This is a genomic window from Rhodanobacter glycinis (assembly GCF_900114325.1).
GTDB classification, from domain to species: Bacteria; Pseudomonadota; Gammaproteobacteria; order Xanthomonadales; family Rhodanobacteraceae; genus Rhodanobacter_A; species Rhodanobacter_A glycinis.
In genome coordinates this window covers 99,066-123,251 of sequence record NZ_FOSR01000005.1, presented here as the reverse complement: position 1 = coordinate 123,251, position 24,186 = coordinate 99,066, and the positions used below count along the sequence as shown (strand labels likewise).

The window sequence follows — 24,186 nt, the reverse complement described above, 5'->3', positions numbered from 1 at the left end:
CCATGGACAAGCGCCTGCTCGACATCCTGTGCTGCCCGGTCAGCAAGACGCCGGTACGCCCGGCCAATGCCGCCGAACTGGATGCGCTGAATCGCGCCATCGACGCCGGCCAGCTCGATACCGTGGCGGGCGCCGGCGTGAAGACGCATTTCGCCGAAGCCCTGGTCACGGTCGATCGCAAGGTGGTCTACCGGGTCGACGACGGGATTCCGGTAATGCTGCCCGAGGAAGGCGTCGGCACGGCGCAATTGGCGGATTTCCCCGCCGGAACGTGACCGATTGCGCATGACAAGCGCGACGCATTTGGCTTATCGTGAGGGCCTGCGGACGTGACTGTTGTCCCGGAACGCCAGCAACACACAGGGGTGTGGCGATGCAGAACGCGAGTGAGCCATCCAACATCGTCGACCTGAGTCAGCGCCTGGACCCGTCCAGCCCGCGCGGCGGCGAGCTGTTGAATGCGGTTCGCGGCATTGCCACGCGACGTCTGCAGCTGTGTCTGGGCAACCTGTTCGAGCAGGTCGACGACGCCCTTTTCGACCTGGCTGAAAAAGCCGAGAACAACGCCGCGCAGATGCACTATTTCGACGGCATGCGCGAGGTGCGCAAGCGGCGTCCGCTGGTCGAGCGCAGCTTCCTTGCCCAGGTTTCGCGCAATCTCGACGATTTCGCCGGCAAGGGACCGTCTGCCGGCCATGCGCCGGTTGCCCCGCCCAACGGCCCGACGGAGCTGTCGCTGGTGGCCGACAACGAGCTGGAGGAGTCGCTTGCGATCACCAGCATGATCGGCAAGAACGAAACCCGGCTGGCACGCGACCTGTTCGCGGTGAATCAGCGGCTGTCGGTGATCTGCGGCGGCATGAAGATCGACGACGCCGGCAACCCGCTCGGCCCCGCGGCCCTGTCCCAGTCGTTCCGCCAGTCGGTGCGCGAGCTCAGCGCCGACATGCGCGTGAAGCTGATCATCTACAAGCTGTTCGATCGCTACGTGCTGGCCACGCTGGACGAGCTGTACCAGGAAATCAATGCCGAGCTGATCCGTGCCGGCGTGCTCCCGCAATTGCGCCACGAAGTACGTCGCGGCCAGGCGGCAACGGACGCCTCGCCCACCGGCACCGTGGCGAGCGCCGCCGTGAGCGACGACCCCACCGCCGATGCAGCCGAAAGCGAAGCCGCGACGGAGTTGCTGCACACCCTGCGCAGCCTGTTCCAGGCCCGCCGCGCCCATCCCAACGTGCCGCTGTCGGCGATGAGCCACGGTCCGTTGCCGACCGCGAACGAATTGATCGGCGCGCTCAGCGTGCTGCAGAACCAGGCGGCCACCGTGCCGGCCCCGGGCATCGCCAACCGCGGCACGCTCGACCTGACCCAGGAAGTGCTGCACCTCAAGGAACAGCTGCTGTCCCAGCTTGGCGCCTTGCGTGGCGAGCGCCCCGGCCAGGTGGCGACGATCGACGAGGACACCATCGACCTGGTCGGCATGCTGTTCGAGTTCATCCTCGAGGACCGCAACCTGCCCGCGCAGATGCAGGTCATGCTGGCCCGGTTGCAGATCCCCTATCTCAAGGCCGCGATTCTCGACCGCAAGCTGTTCGCCCATCGCCAGCATCCGGCGCGACGCCTGCTCGACGGCCTTGCCGACGCCGCCAAGGGCTGGTCGACCGAATCCGACCGAGACGGCCGCCTGCTCGACACGGTGAAATCCATCGTCGAGCGCCTGCTGCAGGAATTTGACGACGACCTGGGCATTTTCGAGCGCCTGTGCGCCGAGCTGCAGTCCTTCCAGGACACCACCGGCCGTCGCGCCGAACTGGCCGAGCAGCGCGTGGCCGAATCCACCCGTGGTCGCGAAAAGCTCGAACAGGCGCGCCGACGCGCTGCCCGTGAAATCCTTACCCGCATCGACGGCCATACCCTGCCGCCCTTGATCCACGGTGTGCTGTCGCGCGCATGGGCCAACTACCTGGTGCTGACCATCCTGCGCCAGGGCGAGGAATCGCACGACTACAAGGACGCTCTGCGCTTCGTCAACGATTTCATTGCCAGCACCAAGCCCGCACGTGACGACGAAGCCCGGCGCACGCTGCGGCAGATCCTGCCCGGCATCGAGCGCTCGTTGCGCCGCGGGTTGGCCAATGTCGCCTTCCAGGACAACGACATCGAACGCCTGCTGGCGCAGTTGCACGACTACTACCGCCAGCAACTCGGTGAAGTCGCCGCGCCTGCCACGCCGCCAGATGCGCTCGCCGAGCCCGTCGCACTGCCGATTCCCGACAGTGTGCAGCCGCTGGCGACCAGCGCCGAGGAACTGGACGAGGAAGAGGATGGCGCCATCGAGATGACGCCCGAGGCCAGTGCCGAACTGCAACTGGTTGGCGAACTGCGCCCCGGGACCTGGCTGGAATTCACCTCCCGCAACGAAACCCCCGAGCGCGCCAAGCTGTCGTGGATCAGCCCGATGAGCGGCCGCTACCTGTTCGTCAACCGCCGCGGCCTGAAGGTCGCCGACTACTCGCCGCATGAACTGGCCCGCGCCCTGGCTGCCGGCCAGGTGCAGGTGCTCGACTCCAGCGCATTGTTCGATCGCGCCATGGACGCCATCGTCGGCCGCCTCAGCCAGTCCGCGGACGACCGCCCCACGGATACCGAATGACGCCCGACGCCCGTTTCGCGCCGCCCGATGCCAAGCTGATCACCGCCGATATCGAACGTGCCTTTGCCGAAGACCTCGGCAGCGGCGATGCCACCGCCGACCTGTTGCCAGCCGATGCCCGCGCCAGCGCCCGACTGACCTGCCGCGATGACGCCGTACTCGCCGGCACGCCGTGGTTCGACGCCTGCTTTCGCCGACTCGACCCCGCCGTGCAAATCGACTGGCAGGCCACCGACGGCCAGCGCGTAGCCCCAGGCAGCGTGATCTGCCAGCTGCAGGGCAACGCCCGCGCGTTGGTCAGCACCGAACGCTCGGCGCTGAATTTTCTGCAGTTGCTCTCCGGTACGGCCACCGCCACGGCCCGGCATGTCGAGGCCGTGGCCGGCACCGCCGTGCGCGTGCTGGACACTCGCAAGACCCTCCCCGGCCTGCGCCTGGCGCAGAAGTACGCCGTACGCTGCGGCGGTGGCCACAATCACCGGATCGGTCTCTACGACGCCATCCTGATCAAGGAAAACCACATCATCGCCGCGGGCGGACTGGCGGCGGCAGTGGCCGCGGCGCGCGGCAGCCACCCCGGCCTGCTGCTGGAAGTGGAAGTGGAGAACCTCGACGAACTGACCCAGGCCCTGGTCGCGGGCGTGGATCGCATCATGCTGGACAACTTCACCCCGGCCCTGATGCGCGAGGCCGTGGCACTGACCGCCGGCCGCGTGCCGCTGGAAGTGTCCGGCAACGTCGACCTGGTCACCATCGGCGAGTTCGCACGCACCGGCGTGGACTTCATCTCGGTGGGCGCGCTGACCAAGCACGTGCACGCAGTCGACCTGTCCCTGCGTCTGCAGTTGGACTAGGCGCGCGGCGCCGAGCTTGCGCCGGCCCGATCCCGCCCCCACCCTTCGCGCATGGACGGCCTTTTCGAACTACTGCCACTGTTGATCCTGCTGGCCATCGTGGGCCTGTGGCTGAAGCTGAGCCGCGCCCGCGAGATGGCGGTGGCCGAGGCACGCCGGCAATGCGAGCGGCATGGCCTGCAATTGCTGGACGAAACGGTCGGCCTGAGCGGCGTACGCATCCGCCCCGTCCACGGACAACGCCGACTGGAACGCTGCTACAGCTTCGAGGTAAGCATCGACGGCAACGACCGCGAGCCGGGCCGCCTGTGGATGGTCGGCAGCCATTTCACCGGCCTCAGCCTGCCGACCATCGAAGCGCGGATGCGCGACGATCACGATGGTCCCGCTACGCCACCGAGCACCAGCAACGTGATCCCGCTGCCGCCGCGCGATGGGCAGCACCGGTTGCACTGAGCGGCCACACTTTTGCACGCGCCACCCGGGCCGCGGCATACCTCCCTGCAACGCAAGGGACTCTTCGAGCTTGCGCATAGTCCGGGGCAGGCCATGCGCCCGCATTCCTGCCTTCCGCAAGGCTCGCGTCGGCTGGGGATGCGTTGAACAGAGGCCTGGCAGACCGAGCCATGGCCGAAAAACATTTCGCCGACAGGCCCGGCTACTTCACCACGCGCAGGTGCGCACCGCCGCGACGCGGCTTCTCTTCGTCCGGCGATGGATCCGACGGCGGCGAAGGCGGGGTGCCATCGGGCGGCGGCGTGTCGCCATTGCCGTCGGCGGGGAACATCATGCCCTGCCCGTTTTCCTGCGCGTACAACGCCAGCACGGCCTGCACCGGCACATGGATGTGGTGGCTGACGCCGGAGAACCGCGCCTGGAAGCTGACCCAGTCGTTGCCCAAGTCGAGGTTGGCCACGGCACGCATGGCCAGGTTCAGCACCACCTGGCCGTTCTTCACCACCTGCGGCGGCACCTTCACCCCCTCACGGGTAGCGTCGATCAGCACGTAGGGGGTCAAATCGTTGTCGGTGATCCAGTCGTAGATCGCCCGCAGCAGGTACGGACGGTTCGAGGTCATCGGAACGGAAGGGGTATCGCTCACCGCATCGCCTTTTCTTCGGGGGTCAGGCTACGCGCGTAGCCCTGACTGTGAAACAGGCGCTCACCATAATCGATAGCCGGCTTGCCGTCGCGTCCCAGTTCCACGCCCAGCCACGGCAGGCGCCAGATCACCGGAGCCACCAGGCAATCAAGCAGGCTCATTTCGGGATTGAGGAAGAATTTCGAGGCCCGGAACAGCGGCAGCGCAGCCAGCAAATGTTCGCGCAAGCGCTTGCGTGCCGCATCGGCCGGTCGACCACCGGCACGGATATGTTCCACCTCCGGCAGCCAGTCGCGCTCGATCCGCACGGCAGCCACGCGCAGGCGCGCCCGCGAAAGCGGGTCGATCGGCATCAGCGGCGGGTGCGGATAACGTTCGTCGAGGTATTCGCACACCACCGAGGCGTCGTACAACGTGAGGTCACGATCGACCAGGGTCGGCGTATTTCCATAGGGATTCAGGTCGAACAGGTCTTCAGGAGGCTTGGCCGGATCGACCAGCACGCGCTCGTAGCCGACGCCCTTGGCGGCCAGTACCAGCCGCACCCGATGGCATTGCACGTCATCGGCCGTCGTATACAAGGTGAGTATGGTGCGTGTACGGGCGCTTGGAACCATGCGCAATCTCCCCTGAAGACGCGCCCGGCGACAGTTTCATGCTGCCGCCGGCACGCCGGAACCGCTTTTAGTGAACGTCCTTCCAGTATTCCTTCTTGAGCAGATAGGCCAGGAAGGTGAACAACGCCAGGAACAGGATCACCCAGACGCCATAGTGGCGCCGCTGCAGGGCGGCCGGCTCGGAGACGTAGTCAAGGAAGTTGACCAGGTCACGCGTGGCCTGCTGGTACTGCGCCGGCGTCATCGTGCCCGGGTGCGACAGCTCCAGCTTCTCGACGGCATGTCCATCCTTGCCCATCACCGCGGTCTGCTCACCCTGCAGTTCCCATAGCGGGAACGGCATGGCGGCATTGGGCAGGATGGTGTTGTTCCAGCCGATCGGACTCTTCGGATCGAGGTAGAACGAGTTGAGGTAGGCGTAGACCCAGTCGGCACCTTTGGCGCTGACTTCCAGCGAAAGGTCCGGCGGATCCTTGCCGAAGGCCTTGGTCGCCAGCTCGGCCGGCATGTGCGAGATCACCGGATCGTCGAACTTGGCGCCGGTGAAGTTGAGGTTCTGCATCACGTCCTTCTCGGACAGATTCAGATCCTGCGCGATGCGCGAATAGCGCATGTACTTCAGCGAATGGCAACCCACGCAGTAATTGAAGAACAGGTGCGCGCCACGCTGCAGCGACGCCTGGTCGCGCAGGTTGTTGCCGGCAGCCGGCAACTCGGGGCCTTCGGCCCACGCCGATGCACTGCCCAGCAGCAGGCCAAGTGACAGCAGAAGAGTGGAGATAAGCCGCTTAGTCATGCGTCGTCACCCGTTCCGGAACCGGTTTGGTCTTCTCCCAGCCGAGATGCGTGTACAGCCACAGGAACACGAAGAAGCCGAAGTAGGCCAGCGTCATGATGCGGCCGAACACGTTGTCCCACGTGGTCAGGTCGATGTCCGCCCCGAACAGCTTCGGGAACAGCACGTCGGTGAGGTCGGTGCCGATCAGCATCAGGCTCAGGAAGGCGATCACGAAAACCGTGAGCCCCACCTTGTAGCCGGTGCCGCGATAACGGATGGACTTGACCGGACCCACGTCGATCCACGGCAGCGCGAACAGCACCGCGATGGAACCGAACATGGCGATCACGCCCCACACGGCGGTGCCGGCGAACGAGGGCACCATGCGCACGATCGCGTAGAACGCGGTGAAGTACCACACCGGCTTGATCTGTGCCGGGGTCAGCAGGTTGTTCGCCGCGATCGAGTTGTCATGCTCCAGGAACCAGCCACCGAAGGTCGGTGCGAAGAAGATGATGAAGGCGGCCACGATCAGGAACACGCCCACGCCGACCAGGTCCTTCAGCGTGTAATACGGATGGAACGGAATCCCGTCGGCGGGCTTCAGCGCATCCCAGCGGTTGCCCTTGGGACCGTGCTTGACGTCCACACCGTCCGGGTTGTTCGAGCCCACTTCGTGCAGCGCGGCCAGATGCAGCACCACCAGCAACAGCAGCACCAGCGGCAGCGCGATCACGTGCAGCGCGAAGAAGCGGTTGAGGGTGGAATCGGCGGGCAGGAAATCGCCCATGATCCACTCGACCAGATGGCCACCGATCACCGGGATCGTGCCGAACAGCGAGACGATCACCTTGGCGCCCCAGAACGACATGTTGCCCCACGGCAGCACGTAGCCCATGAAGGCCTCGGCCATCAGCACCAGGAAGATCAGCATGCCGAGCACCCACACCAGCTCGCGCGGCTTCTTGAACGAGCCGTACATGATGCCGCGGAACATGTGCAGGAACACCACCACGAAGAACAGCGACGCGCCGGTGGTATGCATGTAGCGGATCAGCCAGCCCCACTCCACGTCACGCATGATGTACTGCACCGAGTCGAAGGCTCCCGCCGCGCTCGGGTCGTAGTTCATGGTGAGGAAGATGCCGGTGACGATCTGGTTGACCAGCACCAGGATCGCCAGCGAGCCGAAGTAGTACCAGAGATTGAAATTCTTTGGCGCGTAATACTCGGTCATGTGCTTGCGGTACATCGGGGCCATGCCCGGTGCCCGCTCGTCGAACCAGCGAACGAATGCGTTGGCCATTACGCAGCCCCCTTCGGATCAACACCAATCTGGACGGTCGTGTCGTCCACGTAGTGGTAAGGCGGAATCTGCATGTTCTTCGGCGCCGGAACGCCCTGGTAGACGCGGCCCGCCATGTCGTAACGCGAATGGTGGCAGGGGCAGTAGTAGCCGCCCTGCCAATCCGGATCGAACGGCTCGGGCTTCATCTCGCCCACGTAGTTCGGAACGCAACCCAGGTGGGTGCAGATGCCGATCATCACCAGCCACTCGGGCTTGATCGAGCGGGTTTCGTTCTGTGCGTATTTCGGTTGCTGATCGGCAGAGCTGCCGTTGGACTTGGGGTCCACCAACCGCGGATCCTGCTTCGGCAACGCAGCCAGCTGTGCCGGCGTGCGGTTGACGATGAAGACCGGCAGGCTGCGCCACGCCACGATCAGCTGCTGGCCCGATTCGACTTTTTTCAACGACTGGGTGACCGGAGCTCCAGCGGCCTTGGCGCGCGCGCTGGGTTCCCACGACTTGATGAAAGGTACCGCAGCCGCTACCACGCCCACGCCGCCAACCACTGCCGTGGTCGCGGTGAGGAATCGGCGGCGGCCATGATCGACGACTTCATTCGCCATCAGGCTCTCCGGATGCTCGCATGCCATTGAGATGCAGGTTTTTGGACCCTGCAAAAATCGCGTTAGTGTAGCGTCAGGGCTTGACACGTACAATCAAGCTCATCATGCAGACGCAACGCCCCTGTTGTCGACGCTACCTTAATCCGCCCGCTCTTGTCACGGACCGCCCCACGACATGAAACATGCCGCCGGCCTGCTCGCCTTCGTCGCCCGCTTTGCCGTGTTGGGGCTGGCACTGGCGTTCGTGATCGGGCTGTTCTGGCCGGGTGTTGGCTCGCGCCTGCGCGCGCACTTCGGCATGCCCGTCGCCCAACCCGCCGCCGCGACTGCCGCCGCACCCGAAGCGCCCCCCGCGCCGGCATCCTATGCCGATGCCGTGGCACGGGCCGAGCCGTCGGTGGTGAACATCTACGCCAACAAGGTGGTCACCGAGCAAGCCGTGCGCATGTACAGCGACCCGCTGATGCAGCGCCTGTTCGGCGGTCACCTGGTCGGCACCTACCAGCATCCCGAGCAGAGCCTGGGCTCCGGCGTGATCGTCAGCGACAAGGGTTACGTGCTGACCAACAACCACGTCATCGCCAATGCCAACGACATCCAGGTGCTGCTGTACGACGGCCGCGTGGCCAAGGCCACCCTGGTCGGCGCCGACCCGGAAACCGATCTGGCCGTGCTGAAGATCAACGCCGGCAACCTGCAGCCGATCCGCATGGCCGACCAGAAAAAGCTGCGCGTGGGCGACGTGGTGCTGGCCATCGGCAACCCGCTCGGCCTCAACCAGACGGTGACGATGGGCATCATCAGCACGATCGGCCGCCAACTGGTCAGCGGCAGCCCGGAAGATTTCATCCAGACCGACGCGGCGATCAACCTGGGCAATTCCGGCGGCGCGCTGGTCAACACCCGGGGCGAACTGGTCGGCATCAACACCTTGCTGATCGGCAAGGCCGCCGACGCCGAAGGCATCGGTTTCGCGATTCCGGTGAACACCGCCACCGAAGTGCTCAAGCAGCTGATCGCCACCGGCCATGTGGTGCGCGGCTGGCTCGGCGCCGATTACGCCTTCGTACCGGTGGCGGCCGACAGCGGCCTGCCGGCGGCGGCACGCGGCGTACAGGTGACCGATGTCTATCCCGGCAGCCCGGCCGCGCTTGCCGGCATCCAGCCACACGACATCCTGCTGCGCATGGGCACGCACGGCATCCTCGATCCGGCCGACCTGCGCCGCTACGAAGCGTCGCTCAAGCCCGGCACCACGCTGGAGGTTTCCGGCCTGCGCAACGGCAGCCCGTTCCACGTCAAGGTGACCCTGATCGCCCGCCCGGCACAGGCCAGCGTATCGCTGCAGCAGGGTCAGTCATGAGCGCACTTGCCTGAAACCCCGGTACACCCGGCATGCCACCATCGCCCCCATGCAGGAGTCCGCTCGCGGGCGATGCCTTTTGGCAGGACATCGGAAAAACCTGAAGAGCATCGCCCGCGAGCGGGTTCCTACTCCAAGGCAGCGTGCTCGTCAGGAAAGATGTCGAACCGGCGCTTGAACCGTTCGCAGCGAGTGGAATCGAAGTGTCGCCACCGGCTCAGCCCGGACCGCTGGCCGCCAGCGTGGTGTGCAACACGCTGACGTAGCGCTTGCGCAATTCGCCGACGCGCCTGACATACACCTCGGTTTCCGCATAGGGCGGCACGCCGTTGTAACGTTCCACCGCACCCGGGCCGGCGTTGTAGGCCGCCGCCGCCAGACGCTCGTCACCATTGAAGGTTTTCAGCAGCAGGCCCAGGTAACGGGCACCGCCCTCGATGTTGTCGTCGGCGTTGAAGGCATCGGCCACGCCCATGTCGTTGGCGGTGCCCGGCATCAACTGCATCAGCCCCTGCGCGCCCTTGGACGACAGCGCGTGCGGGTTGAACGCACTTTCGGCATGGATGATCGCGCGCAGGAAAGCTTCGTCCACGCCGTAGCGCAGACTGGCCGCACGGATCACGTCGGCATACTCGCGCAGATGCAGCGGCACGTGCATCCAGTCGATGGTCGAGTGCAGGTTGCAGGCCACGCAGGTGGCGATGTAACTGAAGAGCATGGTTACCGCATGCGTGTTCCGGCCGGCCGGGTGGATATTGGTGTATTCCACGCTGCCATCGGCATGCACCACCCGGTAGACCGAGCCACGCAATACCCGCGCACCGGTGGACGGCGCCGCGGCATCGGCCTGCGCCAGTGCGGCCGCGCCGGCATCGCGCGAATCCTGATAAGCCCATTGGCCCGGCGTACCTGTCGCGGCCGGCGGCAGCACCTTGGCGGTGGTGCTCACCGAACTGCGCACCCACGCCAGCGAAGTCACCGGCCTCTCGACCTTGCGTGCCGTGGTCGTCACCGATCCGCGCACGCCAGCCAGCGATGTCTTCGGCGCGAATTTCGTCACGCGACGTGGTGCGGCAGGTGCCTGATACCCGCCCATCCGGTGGCAATCGCGATAACCGTTGCGGCTGCTGCTGAATACGGCCTCGCCATGCGTTCCGGTGCAGCGGTAAAGCACCCCGGCCTGTGCCGGTGACCACGCCAGCCAGCCGGCCAACAGCAGGGCGCAGCCCAGCGCGACCCGGGTGAGGATCGATCGGACTGGGAAGGTCATGCTGGGCAGGCCCACGCCTCCCCGATGGCGTGCGGCAACGAACATGCGGCGCAGTGTGCCCCCACGGCGTGCCCGCGCCAAGCCCGCGACGCTGTTTTCGTGCACTACGCCACGCGGCAAGTGCTTGATCCGTCAGCGCACTTGACTGGCGAGCAGGTACCCGCGCGAGTAAACTGTCGGGTTCGACACACGCCGTCGACAGCGTCGACGCAATCACGACAAGACCATGGCATGAGCGGCAAACTTTTCATCAAGACCCACGGCTGCCAGATGAACGAGTACGACTCGGCCAAGATGGCCGACGTGCTCAAGGCATCGCACGGGCTGGAACTGACCCAGGACGAGTCCGAGGCGGACGTGATCCTGATCAACACCTGCTCGATTCGCGAGAAGGCGCAGGAGAAGGTATTCAGCCAACTCGGCCGCTGGCGCGAGCACAAGAAGGACGGCAAGCCGGTGCTGATCGGCGTGGGCGGCTGCGTGGCCAGCCAGGAAGGCGAGGCCATCATCAAGCGCGCGCCCTACGTCGACCTGGTGTTCGGCCCGCAGACCCTGCACCGCCTGCCCGAGCTGATCGAGAAACAGCGCGCGTCCGGCAAGCCGCAGGTGGACATCTCCTTCCCCGAGATCGAGAAGTTCGACAAGCTGCCCGAGCCGCGCGCCGAAGGCCCCACCGCCTTCGTCTCGATCATGGAAGGTTGTTCCAAGTACTGCAGCTATTGCGTGGTGCCCTACACCCGCGGCACCGAGATCAGCCGTCCGTTCGACGACGTGCTGGTGGAAGTGGCCCAGCTGGCCGAACAGGGTGTGCGCGAAGTGAACCTGCTGGGCCAGAACGTCAACGCCTACCGCGGCCCGATGCACGACGGCGGCATCGCCGACCTGGCGGTGCTGATCCACGCGATCGCGCAGATCGAATCCATCGGCCGCATTCGCTTCACCACCTCGCACCCGCTGGAGTTCTCCGATTCGCTGGTCGAGGCCTACGCCAGCGTGCCGAAGCTGGCCAACTTCCTGCATCTGCCGGTGCAGGCCGGCTCCGACCGCATCCTCAGTGCGATGAAGCGCGGCTACACCGCACTGGAATTCAAGCAGAAGATCCGCAAGCTGCGCGCGGTGCGCCCGGACATCTGCATCAGCTCGGATTTCATCGTGGGCTTCCCCGGCGAAACCGACGCGGACTTCGAGAAGACCATGAAACTGATCGACGACATCGGCTTCGACCAGAGCTTCAGCTTCATCTTCTCCTCGCGCCCCGGCACGCCGGCGGCGAGCCTGGCCGACGACACCCCGATGGCGGTGAAGCACGAACGCCTGGAACGCCTGCAGGCCACGATCAACGCCAACGCGAAGAAGATCAACGAGGCGATGGTGGGCACCGTGCAGCGCGTGCTGGTGGAAAAACCGAGCACCAAGAATCCGAACGAACTCGCCGGCCGCACCGAGAACATGCGTTACGTGAACTTCCCCGGCGATGCGCGCATGATCGGCCGCTTCGTCGACGTGCTGATCACCGACGCGATGAGCAACTCGCTGCGCGGGCGGGTGCATGCGCTGGCCGAAGAAGCCGCCTGATGCCTGTTGACTCCCTCTCCCCTCCGGGGAGAGGGTTGGGGTGAGGGGCCGGGGCTTGCGCCACCGTTCATCGTGCACGCTCCGCCCGAACCCTCATCCGCCTGCCGGCACCTTCTCCCGAGGGGAGAAGGACTCACCCTTGAACCTTTCCCGAGCCCCATGACCGACCATCCCAACCAGCGCGATTTTGCCCTCGACCCCGAGGACAACGCCCGCCTCGCCAACCTGTGCGGGCCGTTCGACGAGCATCTGCGCCAGGTGGAATTGCGCCTGGGCGTGGAAATCGATCACCGCGGCAACCTGTTCCAGGTGATCGGCGAGGCTGCCGCCACGCGCGCCACCGAGAAGGTGATACGCGCGCTCTACGCCGCCGCCGAAAACGAACCCCTGAACGGCGCGAAGATCAACCTGCACCTTGCCGAATCCGGTGTCGACGCGCTTGCCGAAGACGCCGAGGGCGAGGCGCAGGAAGTCGTCATCCGGGTCAAGCGTGGCGTGATCAAGGGCCGCGGCCCCAACCAGGCGCGCTACCTGCACGCCATCACCCGCCACGACATCAATTTCGGCGTGGGCCCGGCCGGCACCGGCAAGACGTATCTGGCCGTGGCCAGCGCGGTCGAGGCGCTGGAAGCCAACCGCGTGCAGCGCGTGCTGCTGGTGCGTCCGGCGGTGGAAGCCGGCGAGAAACTGGGCTTCCTGCCCGGTGACTTGTCGCAGAAGGTCGACCCCTACCTGCGTCCGCTGTATGACGCGCTGTACGAGATGATCGGCTTCGAGAAGGTGGCCAAGCTGATCGAGCGCAACGTGATCGAGATTGCCCCGCTGGCCTACATGCGCGGGCGCACCCTCAACGATTCCTACGTGATTCTCGACGAGGCGCAGAACACCACCGTCGAGCAGATGAAGATGTTCCTCACCCGGATCGGTTTTGGCTCGGTGGCGGTGATCACCGGCGACGTCAGCCAGGTCGACCTGCCCCGCAGCACCCGCTCGGGCCTGCGCCACGCGGTGGAAGTGCTGCGCGGCGTGGACGGCATCAGCTTCACCTTCTTTACTTCGCGCGACGTGGTGCGTCATCCGCTGGTGGCGAAGATCGTGCGCGCCTACGAGGCGTTCGAGCAGCAGGACGAGGCCGCGAAGTGAGCACGACGACGGTGCACGTGGGCTACGCGGTGCCACGCACCGGCATCCCTGCCGCGGCCAGCTTCCGTCGCTGGGTCGACGCCGCGCTGCGCGGGGCCAAGCGACGCAAGGCCACGGAGCTGTCCATCCGCATCGTCGATACCACCGAAGGTCGCGCGCTCAACCGCGACTACCGCGGCAAGGACTACGCCACCAACGTGCTTTCCTTCGAAGCCGAACTGCCGCCCGATGTGAAGCTGCCGTTGATCGGCGACCTGGCCATCTGCGCCCCCGTGGTGGCGCGCGAAGCGGCCGAACAAGGCAAGCGCGAACGCGATCACTGGGCCCACCTGACCGTACACGGCGTACTGCACCTGCTTGGCTACGACCACATCGAGGATGCCGACGCCGAAGTGATGGAGGCGTTGGAAACCCGCGTGCTCGCCGACTTGGGCATCGCCGATCCCTACGCCGCCTGACCCCCTCCCAACCTCCCCCTGCGACCGAAGGAAGTCCCTTTGGGGCACGCAGGGGGAGGAGCCAAATCCCGAATCAGCCATGCTTTTCCCTCTCCCCTGCTTGCAGGGGAGGGTCAGGGAGGGGTGCTCTTGCGCCCTGAATCGTCACATCATTTCCGCTAAACTCGGGTTTCCGCCCGTTCCGGGCCGAATGCAAACGGATTGATGAACGACGACCCTGGCAGTACCAGCGGCCCGGCTCACCGCACCTGGTGGGATCGACTGGGCCACCTGTTTTCCGGCGAACCGCGCAACCGCGAGGAGCTGATCGAAGAGCTGCGCACCGCGCACGCCAACGGCCTGCTCAGCGCCGACACCCTGCCCATGCTGGAGGGCGCGCTCAAGGTCACCGAGCTGAGCGTGGACGACGTGATGGTGCCGCGCGTGCAGATCGTGATGATCGCCGCCAGCGCACCGCTCGAGGACATCCTCGCCGCCGTGGTCGAATCCGGCCACTCGCGCTTTCCGGTGCATGGCGAGGACAAGGACGAAATCCTCGGCATCCTGCTGGCCAAGGACCTGCTGAAGTTTTTCGGCAACGGCGCCGAATTCGACATCCACGAAATCCTGCGTCCGGCGGTGCTGATCCCCGAGTCGATGCGCTTGAACGTGCTGCTGGCCGAGTTCCGCCGCAGTCGCAATCACATGGCTGTAGTGGTGGACGAATACGGCGGCGTCGCCGGCCTGATCACCATCGAAGACGTACTCGAGCAAATTGTCGGCGAGATCGACGACGAGCACGACGACGAGGAAGAGCCCGCGCTGATCCACGCGCAGACCGACGGAAGCTGGCTGGTCAGCGCACTAACCCCGATCGAGGACTTCAACGAGGAGATCGGCAGCGATTTTTCCGACGAGGAATTCGACACCATCGGCGGCCTGATCACCTCCGAATTCGGCCACCTGCCCGAGGCGGGCGAGGAAACCGCCGCGGGCGAGTTCCTGTTCCACGTCATCGCCGCCGATGATCGCCGCGTGCAGCAGTTCCGCGTGACTCGCCGCGACAGCGATTGACTTCCACGCTCCCTCCCCTGCTCGCAGGGGAGGGCTGGGGAGGGGTCAACCAACCTCGCGACAAGCCTTCACCCCCTCCCAACCTCCCCCTGCACGCAGGGGGAGGAGCCAAAGCCGAAGACCATGCGCCCCATCACCAAGCTGCTGTCCCTGCTCGCCCTGATCCTTCTGGCCACGGCCCCGGCACACGCGGACGTGACCGATGCCCCGGGCGCCAACCTCGAAGTCTCGCTGATCACCTACGGCCCCGGCGCCACCTACTGGGAACGCTTCGGCCACGACGCGCTGCAACTGCGCGACACCGTCAGCGGCCAGTCGATCAACTTCAACTACGGCGTGTTCGACTTCAGCGAGAAGAACTTCTTCCTCAATTTCGCCCGCGGCCGCATGCACTACCTGATGGACGCCGAGCCGGCCGGCCCGGAAGAAGCGTTCTACGTGCAGGAAGGCCGCTCCATCACCCGCCAGCGGCTCGCGCTCACCCCGCAACAAGCCGCCGCGTTGCGCGATTTCCTGTTCTGGAACCTGCGTCCCGAAAACGCCGGCTACAACTACGACTACTACATCGACAACTGCACCACCCGCGTGCGCGATGCGTTGAACAAAGCGCTGGGTGGCGCGATCAAGGCCGCGCTGGCCGGCCATCCCGGTGGCATGACCTATCGCCAGCAGACCGATCGCCTGATGAGTGCGCAACCCTGGCTGATGCTGGCGCTGGACCTGGGCCTCGGCCCCTACGCCGACCAGCCGCTCGACGCGTGGCATGAAAGCTTCCTGCCGATGGAGCTGCAGGCCAACCTGCGCGCCGTCACCACGACAGACGTCCACGGCAACACCCGTCCGCTGGTGGAAGGCGAGCGCGAACTGTCACCCAACCGCCTCGACGTACCGCCGGCACAAGCACCCGACCTGCGCCTGCCACTGGGCGCCGCCGGCCTGCTGATCGCCGCCCTGCTGCTGGTGACTTCACGCCACTGGCGCCTCGGCTACACCCTGCTCGGCTCGCTTTTCCTGGTCCTCGCCGGACTGGTCGGGCTGCTGCTGCTGGCCTTGTGGACGCTCACCACCCACCACTCGGCCTGGGCCAACGCCAATCTGCTGCTGTTCAACCCACTCGCCTTCGTGCTGCTGCCAGCACTCTGGCGCGCCCGCCGACGCATGGCGCCCACCCGCTTCGCCGACGCCATCCTGTTGCTGCAACTCCTCGGCCTGATCGCCGCCGTGCTATTGCACCTGCTGCCCGGCGCCGTGCAACAGAACCAGCCCTGGATACTCTTCGCGCTGCCCGTGTGGCTGGCGTTGGCGTGGAGTCTGCGCCAACCCGCCGCCTGACCCCCTCCCCTGCTTGCAGGGGAGGGCTGGGGAGGGGTGCTCTTCAACGCCTTCGCGACAAGCCCCACCCCCTCCCAACCTCCCCCTGCAAGCAGGGGGAGGAGAAAGCCCTCGCATTGTCCGATGCCGCCTCGCGCGGCATCATGCACCCATGAATCCAATCGCACCTTCCGTCTCCGAGGCCGCCGACACCGCGATGGTCGTCAACTGCGTCGCCTACCGCACGGACGGCACGCGCAGCGGCGACATCAGCATCGATGCGATCAGCGACGTGCTGAAAGAACCCGACACCTTCGTCTGGGTGGGTTTGCATGAACCGGACGAATCGCTGCTGCTGAAACTGCAGGATGAGTTCGACCTGCACGACCTGGCCATCGAGGATGCGCAAAGCGCACACCAGCGCACCAAGATCGAAGCCTACGGTGATTCGCTGTTCATCGTGGTGCAGACGGCACAACTGGTAAACGGCAACCTCGCCTTCGGCGAAACGCATATCTTCCTCGGCCCGCGTTACCTGGTCACCGTGCGCCACGGCGCCTCGCTGTCCTACTCGCCCGCGCGGCGTACCTGCGAGCACGCGCCCGAGTTGCTCGCGCTCGGCCCCAGCTACGGGCTGTATGGCGTGCTCGACTTCGTGGTCGACAACCTGCTGCCAATCGTGCGCGACTTCCGTGAAGAGTTGCAGGAACTCGAACAGGACATCTTCGCCGCCACCTTCAACCGCAGCACCGTGCGCCGCCTGTACGACATGCAGCGCGACCTGATGACGCTGCGTCTGGCGGTGGCGCCGATGCAGGATGTCATCAGCCAGCTGGTACGACTGCACCCGCAACTGATTCCCGAAGACCTGCGCGCCTATTTCCGCGACATCTACGACCACGTGTTCCGCGTCAACGAGTCGATCAGCGCGATGCGCGAAATGCTCACCGCCGCGATCAACGTCAACCTCTCGCTGGTCACCTTCGGCCAGAACGAAGTAATGAAGAAACTCGCCGGCTGGGCCGCCATGCTCGCCGCCCCCACCCTCATCACCAGCTGGTACGGCATGAACTTCACCCACATGCCCGAGCTTAGTCGGCCATGGGCCTACCCGCTGATCATCGTGATCGTGATTGGGGTCGTGGGCGGGATTTATACCGGGTTGAGGCGGGCGAAGTGGTTGTAGGAGCGCACCCTGTACGCGATGGCTCTTGGCTCGGCCAGCAGCGAGGCATTCGCGCACAAGGTGCGCTCCTACAGAAGATGGAGCACTTCCCCGATTGAGCCAACCAACTCGCACCGCGATGGTTGACGCATGGAAAATTCCCCAGGCCATCAAGCGCTACGCAAAGGTCGCACATCCATCCCGGGCCAGATCTATCTGCTAACCACGGTAACCGTCGACCGCACGCCATGGTTTCTCGACGAAAAACTGGCCAAAACCATCTGCCGACTCATCATTGAGGATCGAACCTGGGGTGACGCTCGTCTGCTGTGCTGGATACTGATGCCTGATCATTGGCACGGGCTGGTCGAACTGGGCGAGCGGAATGACCTGGCGCAGGTCATGAACCGCTTCAAATCACTCGTCAGCAAGCGGCTTCGCCAAACCGGCCCGCACGCTCGTATCTGGGCGCACGGATTCCACGATCATGCCCTGCGCCACGACGAAGATATCCGCACCACGGCTCGCTACATCATCGCCAACCCACTACGTGCCGGCCTCGCCGAACGGGTCGGAGACTATCCGTACTGGAACTGCATTTGGCTGTAGGAGCGCACCCTGTGCGCGAATGCCTCGTGGCTAACCGAACCAGGAGCCATCGCGCACAGGGTGCGCTCCTACAATGGGCTTACTGCTTGGACGGCGCCGTCCACTTCTCCAGCCACGCATTCACCGTGTCATGCCACAGCACGCTGTTGTGCGGCTGGAGCACCCAGTGGCTTTCGTTCGGGAAGGTGAGGAATTCGCTGGGGATGCCGCGGCGCTGCAGCGCGGTGAATGCGCCCAGGCCCTGGCTCAGCGGGATGCGGAAATCGTGGCCCGAGTGCACCACCAGCATCGGCACGCGCCAATCCTTCACGTGGTCGAGCGGGTTGAATTTCTCGTAGTTCTTCGGCACATCGTATTGCGGGCCACCATTCTCGTGCTCCTCGAACCACAGCTCGTCGGTGGCGTAATACATCATGCGTGAATCGAACACGCCGTCGTGGTCGACGAAACACTTCCACGGCGAGTTCCACACGCCGGCGATCCAGTACGTCATGAAGCCGCCGTAGCTGGCACCCAGCGCGCAGGCACGGTCAGCGTCAAGGAAGCTGTACTTCGACAACGCGGCCTTCCAGCCCAGCTTCAGATCCTCCAGCGGCTTGCCACCCCAATCACCCGAGATCGAATCGGTGAATTTCTGGCCGTAGCCGGTGGAACCGTGGAAGTTGATGGTGACCACCGCGAAACCCTGGCCCGCATACGTCTGCGGATTCCAGCGATAGCTCCAGCTGTTGGTCATCGCGCCCTGCGGGCCCCCGTGGATGATGAAGGCCACCGGGTACTTCTTGCCCGCCTGGAAATTCGCCGGCTTCACCACGTAGCCCTGCACGGTTTCGTTGTTCCAACCCTTGAAGGTGAAGAACTGGAAATCGCCTTCCTGCGTGTTCTTCAGTCGCGCGGCATTGGCATGCGTCACCTGCTTCAGATCACGGCCATCGGTGTCGACGGTGTACAGGTCACTCGGCTGCTTCAGGTCATTGCGCGCCAGCAACACACGCTTGCCGACAACCGAATAGCCATCCACCTCGCCATCGCCTACCAGCTGACGCACCTTGCCGCTGGCCGCATCCACCGTGAACAGCGGGTGCTGGCCCTCGTCATCGGCGGTGACGAACAGCGTCTTGCCATCGGCGGAAATGTCCATGCTGCCGGGCGAACGATCCCACTGCGGATCGATCTCGTGCGTAGCGCCAGTGGTCAGGTCCATCGCCATGATGCCGAAACGGTCCGCTTCGAAGCCCGGCGTTTTCATCGCCAGGTAATAAAGCGTCTTGCCGTCCGGGGACGGTACCGGATAGGCATCCCACGCCTTGTTCTTCGCGGTAAGGTTCGTCGGGGCCGACGAACCATCGGCCGGCACCTTGTAGATGTCGAAATTGGTCGACCACGGCTCGCTGTTTCCGGCAATGCGCACATCGAAGTACACCGTCTTTCCATCCGGCGAGAACGCGAACTCGCTGGCATCGCCAAACGGCTTGCTCGGTACGTCGCCATCGATGCCGCGGGAAAGCAGGGTCGGCTCTACCGGCAACTGACCATCCGCCCCGAAATGCGCGAGATAAAGCTGGTTGCGCCGGCCGTCCGACCACGTATCCCAATGCCGCACGAACAGCTTGTGATAAAGCGTGCCGGTGGACTTGTCCTTCGCCCGCTTGTCCAGCTTGGCCTTGGTGCAAGCCAGGTCGCTGCAGTCGGTGTACACCGCATACGACAGCAGCACGCTGTGGCCATCCGGCGACAGCTTGTAATCCTGGATATCCAGCGGACCGTGGCTCACCTGCACCGGTGCCTTTGCCGCCGCCAGATCCAGGCCGCTCTTGCCCTTGGCAAAATCCAGCCGCCACAACTGCGCCACGCCCTTGTCCGAGGCCACGTAATAAAGGCTGCGCCCATCCACCGACCAACGCGGCGACGACGCCCCCTTGGCCACCACCTGCACTGGCTTGCCGTCACGCGACAAATCCAGCACATCGATCGCATTCACACCCTTGTTCGCCGCGTAATCCGTGCTGCGCACCCCGAATGCCGCATAGCGGCCATTCGGCGACAACTGCGGATCACTCACCCGCCGCAACATCACCAGGTCACGCACGTTGAACGGATGCGGCACGTTGTAATCGAAGCCCGGGAATGGCGATCGAGCCGACGTGGACACGGAGGCCGCCGAAGCCGGCAAAGCCATCGCCAGCAGCAAGGCGGCAAGCAAAGGTTTCATGGGATTCTCCCTCGGGGTGGAAAGCTGTGACGGTAAGCGGGCACGTAAGGCGGCGCAAGCCGGGCCACCACGAATCCACAGCCGGGTCACGCGGTAGCATCTCACCCCATAATGTACGCAAGTCATGGATAAACCATGGTCCACTCTATGCTCCAAGGAGTATGAACCATGACCATGGCCACCCTGGAAAGCCTTCGCCAGCGCCGCGACGAACTGCTGACTATTGCCGCCCGTCGCGCGGCGTCCGACATGCGTATCTTCGGTTCCGTTGCCCGCGCGAGGACGCCGTCACCAGCGACGTGGATTTTCTACTCGGAACGGAGCGTGGCCGCAGCCTGCTCGATCTTGCCACCCTGCGCCGACGACCTGGGAACCGCCATCGCCCGACCGGTGGACGTGGTCAGTGAAAACGGCATCTATCCCTACCTGCGCCAGCGCATCTTCAAGAAGCGGTGTCGTTGTGACAAAAAGCATAAGGTGCGTATTGTCCAGCTTGCACTAGTCCCAATATGGGACTATCATGCGCACATGAGGATCATCGCTGTGAGCGCGCTCAAGGACTTCTGGGCACACCATCCGGATGCCGAGCAACCGCTCAGGGCGTGGTACGACGAAGCAAAACACACGACCTGGGTGATACCACAAGACATCAAGGCCCGCTATGCCAGCGCCAGCTTTGTTGGCAACAACCGCGTGGTTTTCAACATCAAGGGCAACACTTACCGACTCATCGTCGCCGTGGCTTATCGCTTCCAAACCGTCTATATCAAGTTCATTGGCACGCACGCCGAGTACGACCGGACCGACGCCGAGACCGTGGAGGTTCCATGAATATCCGCCCTATCCATACCGAGAGCGACTACAAGGCCGTCCTGCGTGAATTGTCGACCTATGTCGACAACGAGCCACAGCCGGGCAGTGAGGACGGCGATCGCTTCGAGATCCTCGCCACCTTGGTCGAAGCCTACGAAGCGAAGCACTTTCCTGTCGAGGCCCCCGACCCCATCGAGGCTATCCGGTTTCGGATGGAGCAAGCGGGCCTGACCGTGAAGGACCTCGTGCCCTACATCGGTCGGACCAACCGCGTTTACGAGGTACTCAACCGCAAGCGCGGCCTAACGATCGACATGGTCCGCAACCTGCATCGGCACCTAGGGATTCCGGCCGAGAGCTTGATCGGAGCCTGACCTGGACTGGACCTGCATGGAGCATGGTCGCATGCCTGCTCAACCTTCCCGCCCAGAGCGACGATCTGGAAACCGCCATCACCCGTCCGGTAGACGTGCCCAGTGGAAACGGTACCTACCTGCTCAAAATCTTTCTGGCGAGCGCTCAGCCTTGGGGTAGGAGCGGCTTCAGCCGCGATGCTCTTCAAGCCTTTCGAACGTCCCGCCAAAAGCATCGCGGCTGAACCTGCGGCTGTTCAACCTGCTCGCCTTCGTACTGCTGCCGGCACTCTAGCGTGCCCGTCGCCATGTCGCCCCGACCCGCTTCGCCGACGTCATCCTGCCGCCGCAATTGCTTGCCCTCATCGCCGCCGTACTGCTGCACCTGCTGCCCGGCGTAGTGCAACAGAACCAGCCCTGGATCCTGTTCGCGCTGCCAATCTGGCTGGCACTGGCGTGGAGCATGCGGCAACAAACTTCCGCGCGCGGTAACTGAGCGGCGATGATATAGCAACGAACCCAAACACCCTGATCGAAGTAAACGCACGGCATTCGTATATGCTCGATGCCTCGTCTCGATACGCGATTTCTTCCCATGCACGAACCGGGCATCCGCAAAACCTTCAAACCGGGGCAGTGGCCGATGCGAGTAGCTACCGGCTTGGCCTTGATGGTCACGGCCATCATTTATTGGCCGGTGGTTCACGCCAATTTCGTCTGGGACGACCTGGTCGACTTCCGTGACAACGCCTGGCTGACCCATGGCCACGCATGGATGCACTACGTTCTCCGCGACTTTAATCACTGGACCAACTATTTCCGCCCCCTGATAGTCGCGCTCTTCACCCTTCAGGTCCGACTGTTCGACGTCACACCCGGCCCCATGCATGCTGTGAACCTCGGCATGCACCTCATCAACATGGCACTGGTCGGCCTGCTTGCACGACACGCCTGCCGTGCCGCCGGCCGCGACGACCGCCAGACCACACTCATGGCCAGTCTGTGCATGCTGCTCTATGGGCTGCACCCGGTGCTGATCGAGCCGGTGGTGTGGATTGGCTGCCAGTTCGACCTTGCCGCCACCCTGTTCATGCTGCTCGGGCTGCTTGCCAACATCAGCATCAAGGCTCCCTTCACCCGCGCCGCGGTCGTCGCATTGATGTTCCTGCTGGCGGCAGGCTGCAAGGAATCCGCGGCTTCGTTTCCTTTGATTCTGGCCGCCACGGACTGGGCGATTCTGGCCAAGCCCCGCGAAACAGGCTTGCGCCAAGCCCTCGCCACCTTTGCCTCGCGCAATTGGCGAACCTTTGCAGCAATGCTCGTCGCAGGGCTCGTCTACCTTGTCGTGCGCTACTGGGCACTTGGGCATTTGATCGGCCAATACGCCAACGGACCGTCGTCACGCTTCGGGCGGCTGCAGGAAGCCTGCTTCATCTACCTGCAATACTGGCGGATGCTGTTCCTGCCCATGTCCGGCATGGGGCCTGTACATCCTGTTGACGTGCACCGTTTCGATCCGATTTCGTTGTACCCCCTGCTTACTGACACGGTGGCCCTCAGCATTGTCGCCGTGGGGCTCTATTTCGCAGTGAAACGGGCGTCTGCTTTCGGCTGCATCGTTGTCGCCATGACCGCGGCACTCATACCCGTTTTGCACATAACATCAGTAGCTTTTGACAGCAGTCTTTACCACGAACGCTACGTCATGACGGGCTTGGCCGTTGCATGCGGCATGCTCCCTCTCATTCAATGGCCTCCACTAGATCACCATCTCCAGCGACCACTAGGCTGGGCCATTGGAGCGATATGCGCGACCTGGTTTCTATTCGCGACCATCGCCATACGCACCACGATTCCACTATGGTCCAACAGCATTAATCTGTGGCGATGGGCCCTCATCGTAAGCCCAAAATCGCTGGATGCCGACAATAACCTGCTCAGTGCCTACATCATGAGCAAAGACTATGATGCTGCCCAAAGACTCGTCGACAAGCTGCAATCGCAGCATGTGCAATGCACGCCCTGCATGCTGAATGCCGCCATTCTAGCCAATGCAATAAACGAACCCGACCGCGCATTGATCGCACTCGAGCAGGTCAGAAGTTCCAGGGAAATCCTCGTAGACAAGCCATTGTTCAGCCAGTACTTGCTCGTTACTGGTCAGGCATTGGTTCTGCAGGGCCACCTGCCAGACGCCGAAAATCTTTTCCATGCCGCGACTCGGTTGAACCCTCTCAATCCCCAGCCTTGGCAGGGGCTTTCGGTTGCCCGCGCCCTGCAGGGACAGGCGGGCCAAGCCAGACAGGCGCTGTCATCGGCCCTACCGCTACTCCCTCCAAACAAGCGCAATGATGCTCGCGATAGCATCGAGAAGATCATCCAGATGAACCGTCAACATGCATCCCCGCACGCAGCACGGCCATGACCCGTACTGCAACCACCGCCAATGGCAGTGGGATCCCGCGGACAATACCCTCCAACCGGCGCCGACGCGGGCATCAAAAACACCGCCGCCACGAGCCGGATGGTCGTCAACTGTGTCGCCTGTCGCAACGACGGCACACGCATCGGCGACCTCAGCCTCGATGCGATCAGCGACGTGCTGAAAGAACCCGACACCTTCGTCTGGGTGGACCTGCACGAATCGGACGAATCGCTGCTGCTGAAATTTCAGGAAGAATTCGACCTGCATGATCTGGCCATCGAGGATGCACGAGGTGCCCACCCGCGCACCAAGATCGAATCCTACGGCGACTCGTTGTTCATCGTGGTGCAGACGGCACAACTGACCGGCAGCAACATTGCGTTCGGCGAAACCCACATCTTCCTCGGCCCACGTTATCTGGTGACCGTACGCCACGGCGCCTCACTATCCTATTCACCGGCACGACGCACCAGCGAACACATTCTCGAACAGAGAAAACCACAGTCGCGAGACAATCAGAC

The 24,186-nt window shown here is 64.1% G+C and carries 23 protein-coding genes and 1 pseudogene; 17 read left to right on the top strand and 7 right to left on the bottom strand.

Annotated features, from left to right (window positions below):
• Nucleotides 1-2 precede the first annotated feature (2 nt).
• The 4 genes from BMY90_RS07430 (at nucleotide 3) to BMY90_RS07415 (ending at nucleotide 3,963) form a co-directional block, all read left to right on the top strand.
• Nucleotides 3-275 (top strand): Trm112 family protein, encoded by a 273-nt coding sequence (locus tag BMY90_RS07430; RefSeq protein WP_008212941.1) that lies wholly within the window; start codon nucleotides 3-5, stop codon nucleotides 273-275.
• A gap of 98 nt (nucleotides 276-373) precedes the next feature.
• Entirely contained in the window at nucleotides 374-2,653 is a 2,280-nt protein-coding gene (locus BMY90_RS07425; RefSeq protein ID WP_092702901.1) for a DUF1631 domain-containing protein, read from the top strand.
• Nucleotides 2,650-3,507, top strand: a complete 858-nt coding sequence (gene nadC / locus BMY90_RS07420; protein ID WP_092702899.1) for a carboxylating nicotinate-nucleotide diphosphorylase — start codon at nucleotides 2,650-2,652, stop codon at nucleotides 3,505-3,507. Before BMY90_RS07425 ends, nadC begins: the two co-directional genes overlap by 4 nt.
• A gap of 51 nt (nucleotides 3,508-3,558) precedes the next feature.
• Nucleotides 3,559-3,963 (top strand): DUF3301 domain-containing protein, encoded by a 405-nt coding sequence (locus BMY90_RS07415; protein WP_092702897.1) that lies wholly within the window; start codon nucleotides 3,559-3,561, stop codon nucleotides 3,961-3,963.
• Nucleotides 3,964-4,165: 202 nt separating this feature from the next.
• Here BMY90_RS07415 and BMY90_RS07410 read toward each other — a convergent pair whose 3' ends face one another.
• From BMY90_RS07410 to petA, 5 genes are all read right to left on the bottom strand, one after another.
• Nucleotides 4,166-4,585 (bottom strand): ClpXP protease specificity-enhancing factor, encoded by a 420-nt coding sequence (locus tag BMY90_RS07410; RefSeq protein ID WP_008212577.1) that lies wholly within the window; start codon nucleotides 4,583-4,585, stop codon nucleotides 4,166-4,168.
• 20 nt (nucleotides 4,586-4,605) lie between these two features.
• A complete protein-coding gene (locus BMY90_RS07405) occupies nucleotides 4,606-5,226 on the bottom strand; it encodes a glutathione S-transferase N-terminal domain-containing protein (protein WP_008212576.1) in 621 nt (206 codons plus the stop codon).
• A gap of 67 nt (nucleotides 5,227-5,293) precedes the next feature.
• Entirely contained in the window at nucleotides 5,294-6,022 is a 729-nt protein-coding gene (locus BMY90_RS07400; protein ID WP_008212575.1) for a cytochrome c1, read from the bottom strand.
• Nucleotides 6,015-7,310 carry a cytochrome b gene (locus BMY90_RS07395; RefSeq protein WP_092702895.1) on the bottom strand — a complete coding sequence of 432 codons (1,296 nt, stop codon included), beginning with the start codon at nucleotides 7,308-7,310 and terminating at the stop codon, nucleotides 6,015-6,017. Before BMY90_RS07395 ends, BMY90_RS07400 begins: the two co-directional genes overlap by 8 nt.
• The gene (petA, locus tag BMY90_RS07390) at nucleotides 7,310-7,915 is read right to left on the bottom strand and encodes a ubiquinol-cytochrome c reductase iron-sulfur subunit (RefSeq protein ID WP_092703059.1); all 606 of its coding nucleotides are present in this window, start codon (nucleotides 7,913-7,915) and stop codon (nucleotides 7,310-7,312) included. The genes BMY90_RS07395 and petA overlap by 1 nt, the downstream gene beginning before the upstream one ends.
• Before the next feature lie 175 nt (nucleotides 7,916-8,090).
• Between petA and BMY90_RS07385 the strand changes: the two genes are divergently transcribed.
• Nucleotides 8,091-9,278, top strand: a complete 1,188-nt coding sequence (locus BMY90_RS07385) for a S1C family serine protease (protein WP_092702893.1) — start codon at nucleotides 8,091-8,093, stop codon at nucleotides 9,276-9,278.
• 217 nt (nucleotides 9,279-9,495) lie between these two features.
• Here BMY90_RS07385 and BMY90_RS07380 read toward each other — a convergent pair whose 3' ends face one another.
• On the bottom strand, nucleotides 9,496-10,548 hold the full coding sequence (locus BMY90_RS07380; RefSeq protein ID WP_245734976.1) for a lytic transglycosylase domain-containing protein: 1,053 nt from the start codon (nucleotides 10,546-10,548) through the stop codon (nucleotides 9,496-9,498).
• Between the two features lie 231 nt (nucleotides 10,549-10,779).
• On the opposite strand from BMY90_RS07380, the gene miaB reads away from it, so the two are divergent.
• The 7 genes from miaB to BMY90_RS07345 all read left to right on the top strand — a co-directional run bounded on the left by miaB (nucleotide 10,780) and on the right by BMY90_RS07345 (nucleotide 17,862).
• The gene (gene miaB / locus BMY90_RS07375) at nucleotides 10,780-12,123 is read left to right on the top strand and encodes a tRNA (N6-isopentenyl adenosine(37)-C2)-methylthiotransferase MiaB (protein ID WP_092702891.1); all 1,344 of its coding nucleotides are present in this window, start codon (nucleotides 10,780-10,782) and stop codon (nucleotides 12,121-12,123) included.
• 159 nt (nucleotides 12,124-12,282) lie between these two features.
• On the top strand, nucleotides 12,283-13,266 hold the full coding sequence (locus BMY90_RS07370; RefSeq protein WP_092702889.1) for a PhoH family protein: 984 nt from the start codon (nucleotides 12,283-12,285) through the stop codon (nucleotides 13,264-13,266).
• Nucleotides 13,263-13,724 carry an rRNA maturation RNase YbeY gene (gene ybeY / locus BMY90_RS07365; protein ID WP_092702887.1) on the top strand — a complete coding sequence of 154 codons (462 nt, stop codon included), beginning with the start codon at nucleotides 13,263-13,265 and terminating at the stop codon, nucleotides 13,722-13,724. The genes BMY90_RS07370 and ybeY overlap by 4 nt, the downstream gene beginning before the upstream one ends.
• A 204-nt stretch (nucleotides 13,725-13,928) precedes the next feature.
• Nucleotides 13,929-14,777, top strand: coding sequence for a CorC family transporter (locus BMY90_RS07360; protein ID WP_092702885.1), 849 nt, complete (start codon nucleotides 13,929-13,931; stop codon nucleotides 14,775-14,777).
• 123 nt (nucleotides 14,778-14,900) lie between these two features.
• Nucleotides 14,901-16,109: a lipoprotein N-acyltransferase Lnb domain-containing protein gene (locus BMY90_RS07355; protein ID WP_092702883.1), complete on the top strand. Its 1,209-nt coding sequence runs from the start codon at nucleotides 14,901-14,903 to the stop codon at nucleotides 16,107-16,109.
• A gap of 151 nt (nucleotides 16,110-16,260) precedes the next feature.
• Nucleotides 16,261-17,274 (top strand): magnesium and cobalt transport protein CorA, encoded by a 1,014-nt coding sequence (locus BMY90_RS07350; protein ID WP_092702881.1) that lies wholly within the window; start codon nucleotides 16,261-16,263, stop codon nucleotides 17,272-17,274.
• Nucleotides 17,275-17,403: 129 nt separating this feature from the next.
• Entirely contained in the window at nucleotides 17,404-17,862 is a 459-nt protein-coding gene (locus tag BMY90_RS07345; protein WP_092702879.1) for an REP-associated tyrosine transposase, read from the top strand.
• Nucleotides 17,863-17,941: 79 nt separating this feature from the next.
• Here the strand turns inward: BMY90_RS07345 and BMY90_RS07340 are convergent, their stop codons facing one another.
• Nucleotides 17,942-20,074, bottom strand: a complete 2,133-nt coding sequence (locus tag BMY90_RS07340; protein WP_092702877.1) for a S9 family peptidase — start codon at nucleotides 20,072-20,074, stop codon at nucleotides 17,942-17,944.
• Between the two features lie 168 nt (nucleotides 20,075-20,242).
• Here BMY90_RS07340 and BMY90_RS17400 point away from each other — a divergent pair, with 168 nt between their 5' ends.
• From BMY90_RS17400 to BMY90_RS07315, 5 genes and pseudogenes are all read left to right on the top strand, one after another.
• A complete protein-coding gene (locus tag BMY90_RS17400) occupies nucleotides 20,243-20,905 on the top strand; it encodes a type II toxin-antitoxin system HigB family toxin (RefSeq protein ID WP_245734975.1) in 663 nt (220 codons plus the stop codon).
• Nucleotides 20,902-21,261, top strand: coding sequence for a helix-turn-helix domain-containing protein (locus BMY90_RS07330; protein ID WP_092702875.1), 360 nt, complete (start codon nucleotides 20,902-20,904; stop codon nucleotides 21,259-21,261). Before BMY90_RS17400 ends, BMY90_RS07330 begins: the two co-directional genes overlap by 4 nt.
• A gap of 331 nt (nucleotides 21,262-21,592) precedes the next feature.
• Complete coding sequence (locus BMY90_RS17395) at nucleotides 21,593-21,736, top strand: hypothetical protein (protein WP_245734974.1); 144 nt, start codon at nucleotides 21,593-21,595, stop codon at nucleotides 21,734-21,736.
• A gap of 99 nt (nucleotides 21,737-21,835) precedes the next feature.
• A complete protein-coding gene (locus BMY90_RS07320; protein ID WP_092702871.1) occupies nucleotides 21,836-23,665 on the top strand; it encodes a tetratricopeptide repeat protein in 1,830 nt (609 codons plus the stop codon).
• 99 nt (nucleotides 23,666-23,764) lie between these two features.
• A pseudogene (locus tag BMY90_RS07315) lies at nucleotides 23,765-24,154 on the top strand (CorA family divalent cation transporter); the annotation flags it as partial.
• Between the last annotated feature and the right edge of the window lie 32 nt (nucleotides 24,155-24,186).

Excerpts from the sequence above, each read along its gene's own strand:
- petA (WP_092703059.1), bottom strand. The coding sequence starts at position 7,915 with ATGGCGAATGAAGTCGTCGATCATGGCCGCCGCCGATTCCTCACCGCG.
- BMY90_RS07370 (WP_092702889.1), top strand. The coding sequence starts at position 12,283 with ATGACCGACCATCCCAACCAGCGCGATTTTGCCCTCGACCCCGAGGAC.
- BMY90_RS07350 (WP_092702881.1), top strand. The coding sequence starts at position 16,261 with ATGAATCCAATCGCACCTTCCGTCTCCGAGGCCGCCGACACCGCGATG.
- BMY90_RS07395 (WP_092702895.1), bottom strand. The coding sequence starts at position 7,310 with ATGGCCAACGCATTCGTTCGCTGGTTCGACGAGCGGGCACCGGGCATG.
- BMY90_RS07340 (WP_092702877.1), bottom strand. The coding sequence starts at position 20,074 with ATGAAACCTTTGCTTGCCGCCTTGCTGCTGGCGATGGCTTTGCCGGCT.
- BMY90_RS17400 (WP_245734975.1), top strand. The coding sequence starts at position 20,243 with ATGACCATGGCCACCCTGGAAAGCCTTCGCCAGCGCCGCGACGAACTG.
- BMY90_RS07400 (WP_008212575.1), bottom strand. The coding sequence starts at position 6,022 with ATGACTAAGCGGCTTATCTCCACTCTTCTGCTGTCACTTGGCCTGCTG.
- BMY90_RS07320 (WP_092702871.1), top strand. The coding sequence starts at position 21,836 with ATGCACGAACCGGGCATCCGCAAAACCTTCAAACCGGGGCAGTGGCCG.
- BMY90_RS07380 (WP_245734976.1), bottom strand. The coding sequence starts at position 10,548 with ATGACCTTCCCAGTCCGATCGATCCTCACCCGGGTCGCGCTGGGCTGC.
- BMY90_RS07355 (WP_092702883.1), top strand. The coding sequence starts at position 14,901 with ATGCGCCCCATCACCAAGCTGCTGTCCCTGCTCGCCCTGATCCTTCTG.
- BMY90_RS07360 (WP_092702885.1), top strand. The coding sequence starts at position 13,929 with ATGAACGACGACCCTGGCAGTACCAGCGGCCCGGCTCACCGCACCTGG.
- miaB (WP_092702891.1), top strand. The coding sequence starts at position 10,780 with ATGAGCGGCAAACTTTTCATCAAGACCCACGGCTGCCAGATGAACGAG.
- BMY90_RS07415 (WP_092702897.1), top strand. The coding sequence starts at position 3,559 with ATGGACGGCCTTTTCGAACTACTGCCACTGTTGATCCTGCTGGCCATC.
- BMY90_RS07330 (WP_092702875.1), top strand. The coding sequence starts at position 20,902 with ATGAATATCCGCCCTATCCATACCGAGAGCGACTACAAGGCCGTCCTG.
- BMY90_RS07405 (WP_008212576.1), bottom strand. The coding sequence starts at position 5,226 with ATGGTTCCAAGCGCCCGTACACGCACCATACTCACCTTGTATACGACG.
- BMY90_RS07430 (WP_008212941.1), top strand. The coding sequence starts at position 3 with ATGGACAAGCGCCTGCTCGACATCCTGTGCTGCCCGGTCAGCAAGACG.
- BMY90_RS07425 (WP_092702901.1), top strand. The coding sequence starts at position 374 with ATGCAGAACGCGAGTGAGCCATCCAACATCGTCGACCTGAGTCAGCGC.
- BMY90_RS07385 (WP_092702893.1), top strand. The coding sequence starts at position 8,091 with ATGAAACATGCCGCCGGCCTGCTCGCCTTCGTCGCCCGCTTTGCCGTG.
- nadC (WP_092702899.1), top strand. The coding sequence starts at position 2,650 with ATGACGCCCGACGCCCGTTTCGCGCCGCCCGATGCCAAGCTGATCACC.
- BMY90_RS07410 (WP_008212577.1), bottom strand. The coding sequence starts at position 4,585 with ATGACCTCGAACCGTCCGTACCTGCTGCGGGCGATCTACGACTGGATC.
- BMY90_RS07345 (WP_092702879.1), top strand. The coding sequence starts at position 17,404 with ATGGAAAATTCCCCAGGCCATCAAGCGCTACGCAAAGGTCGCACATCC.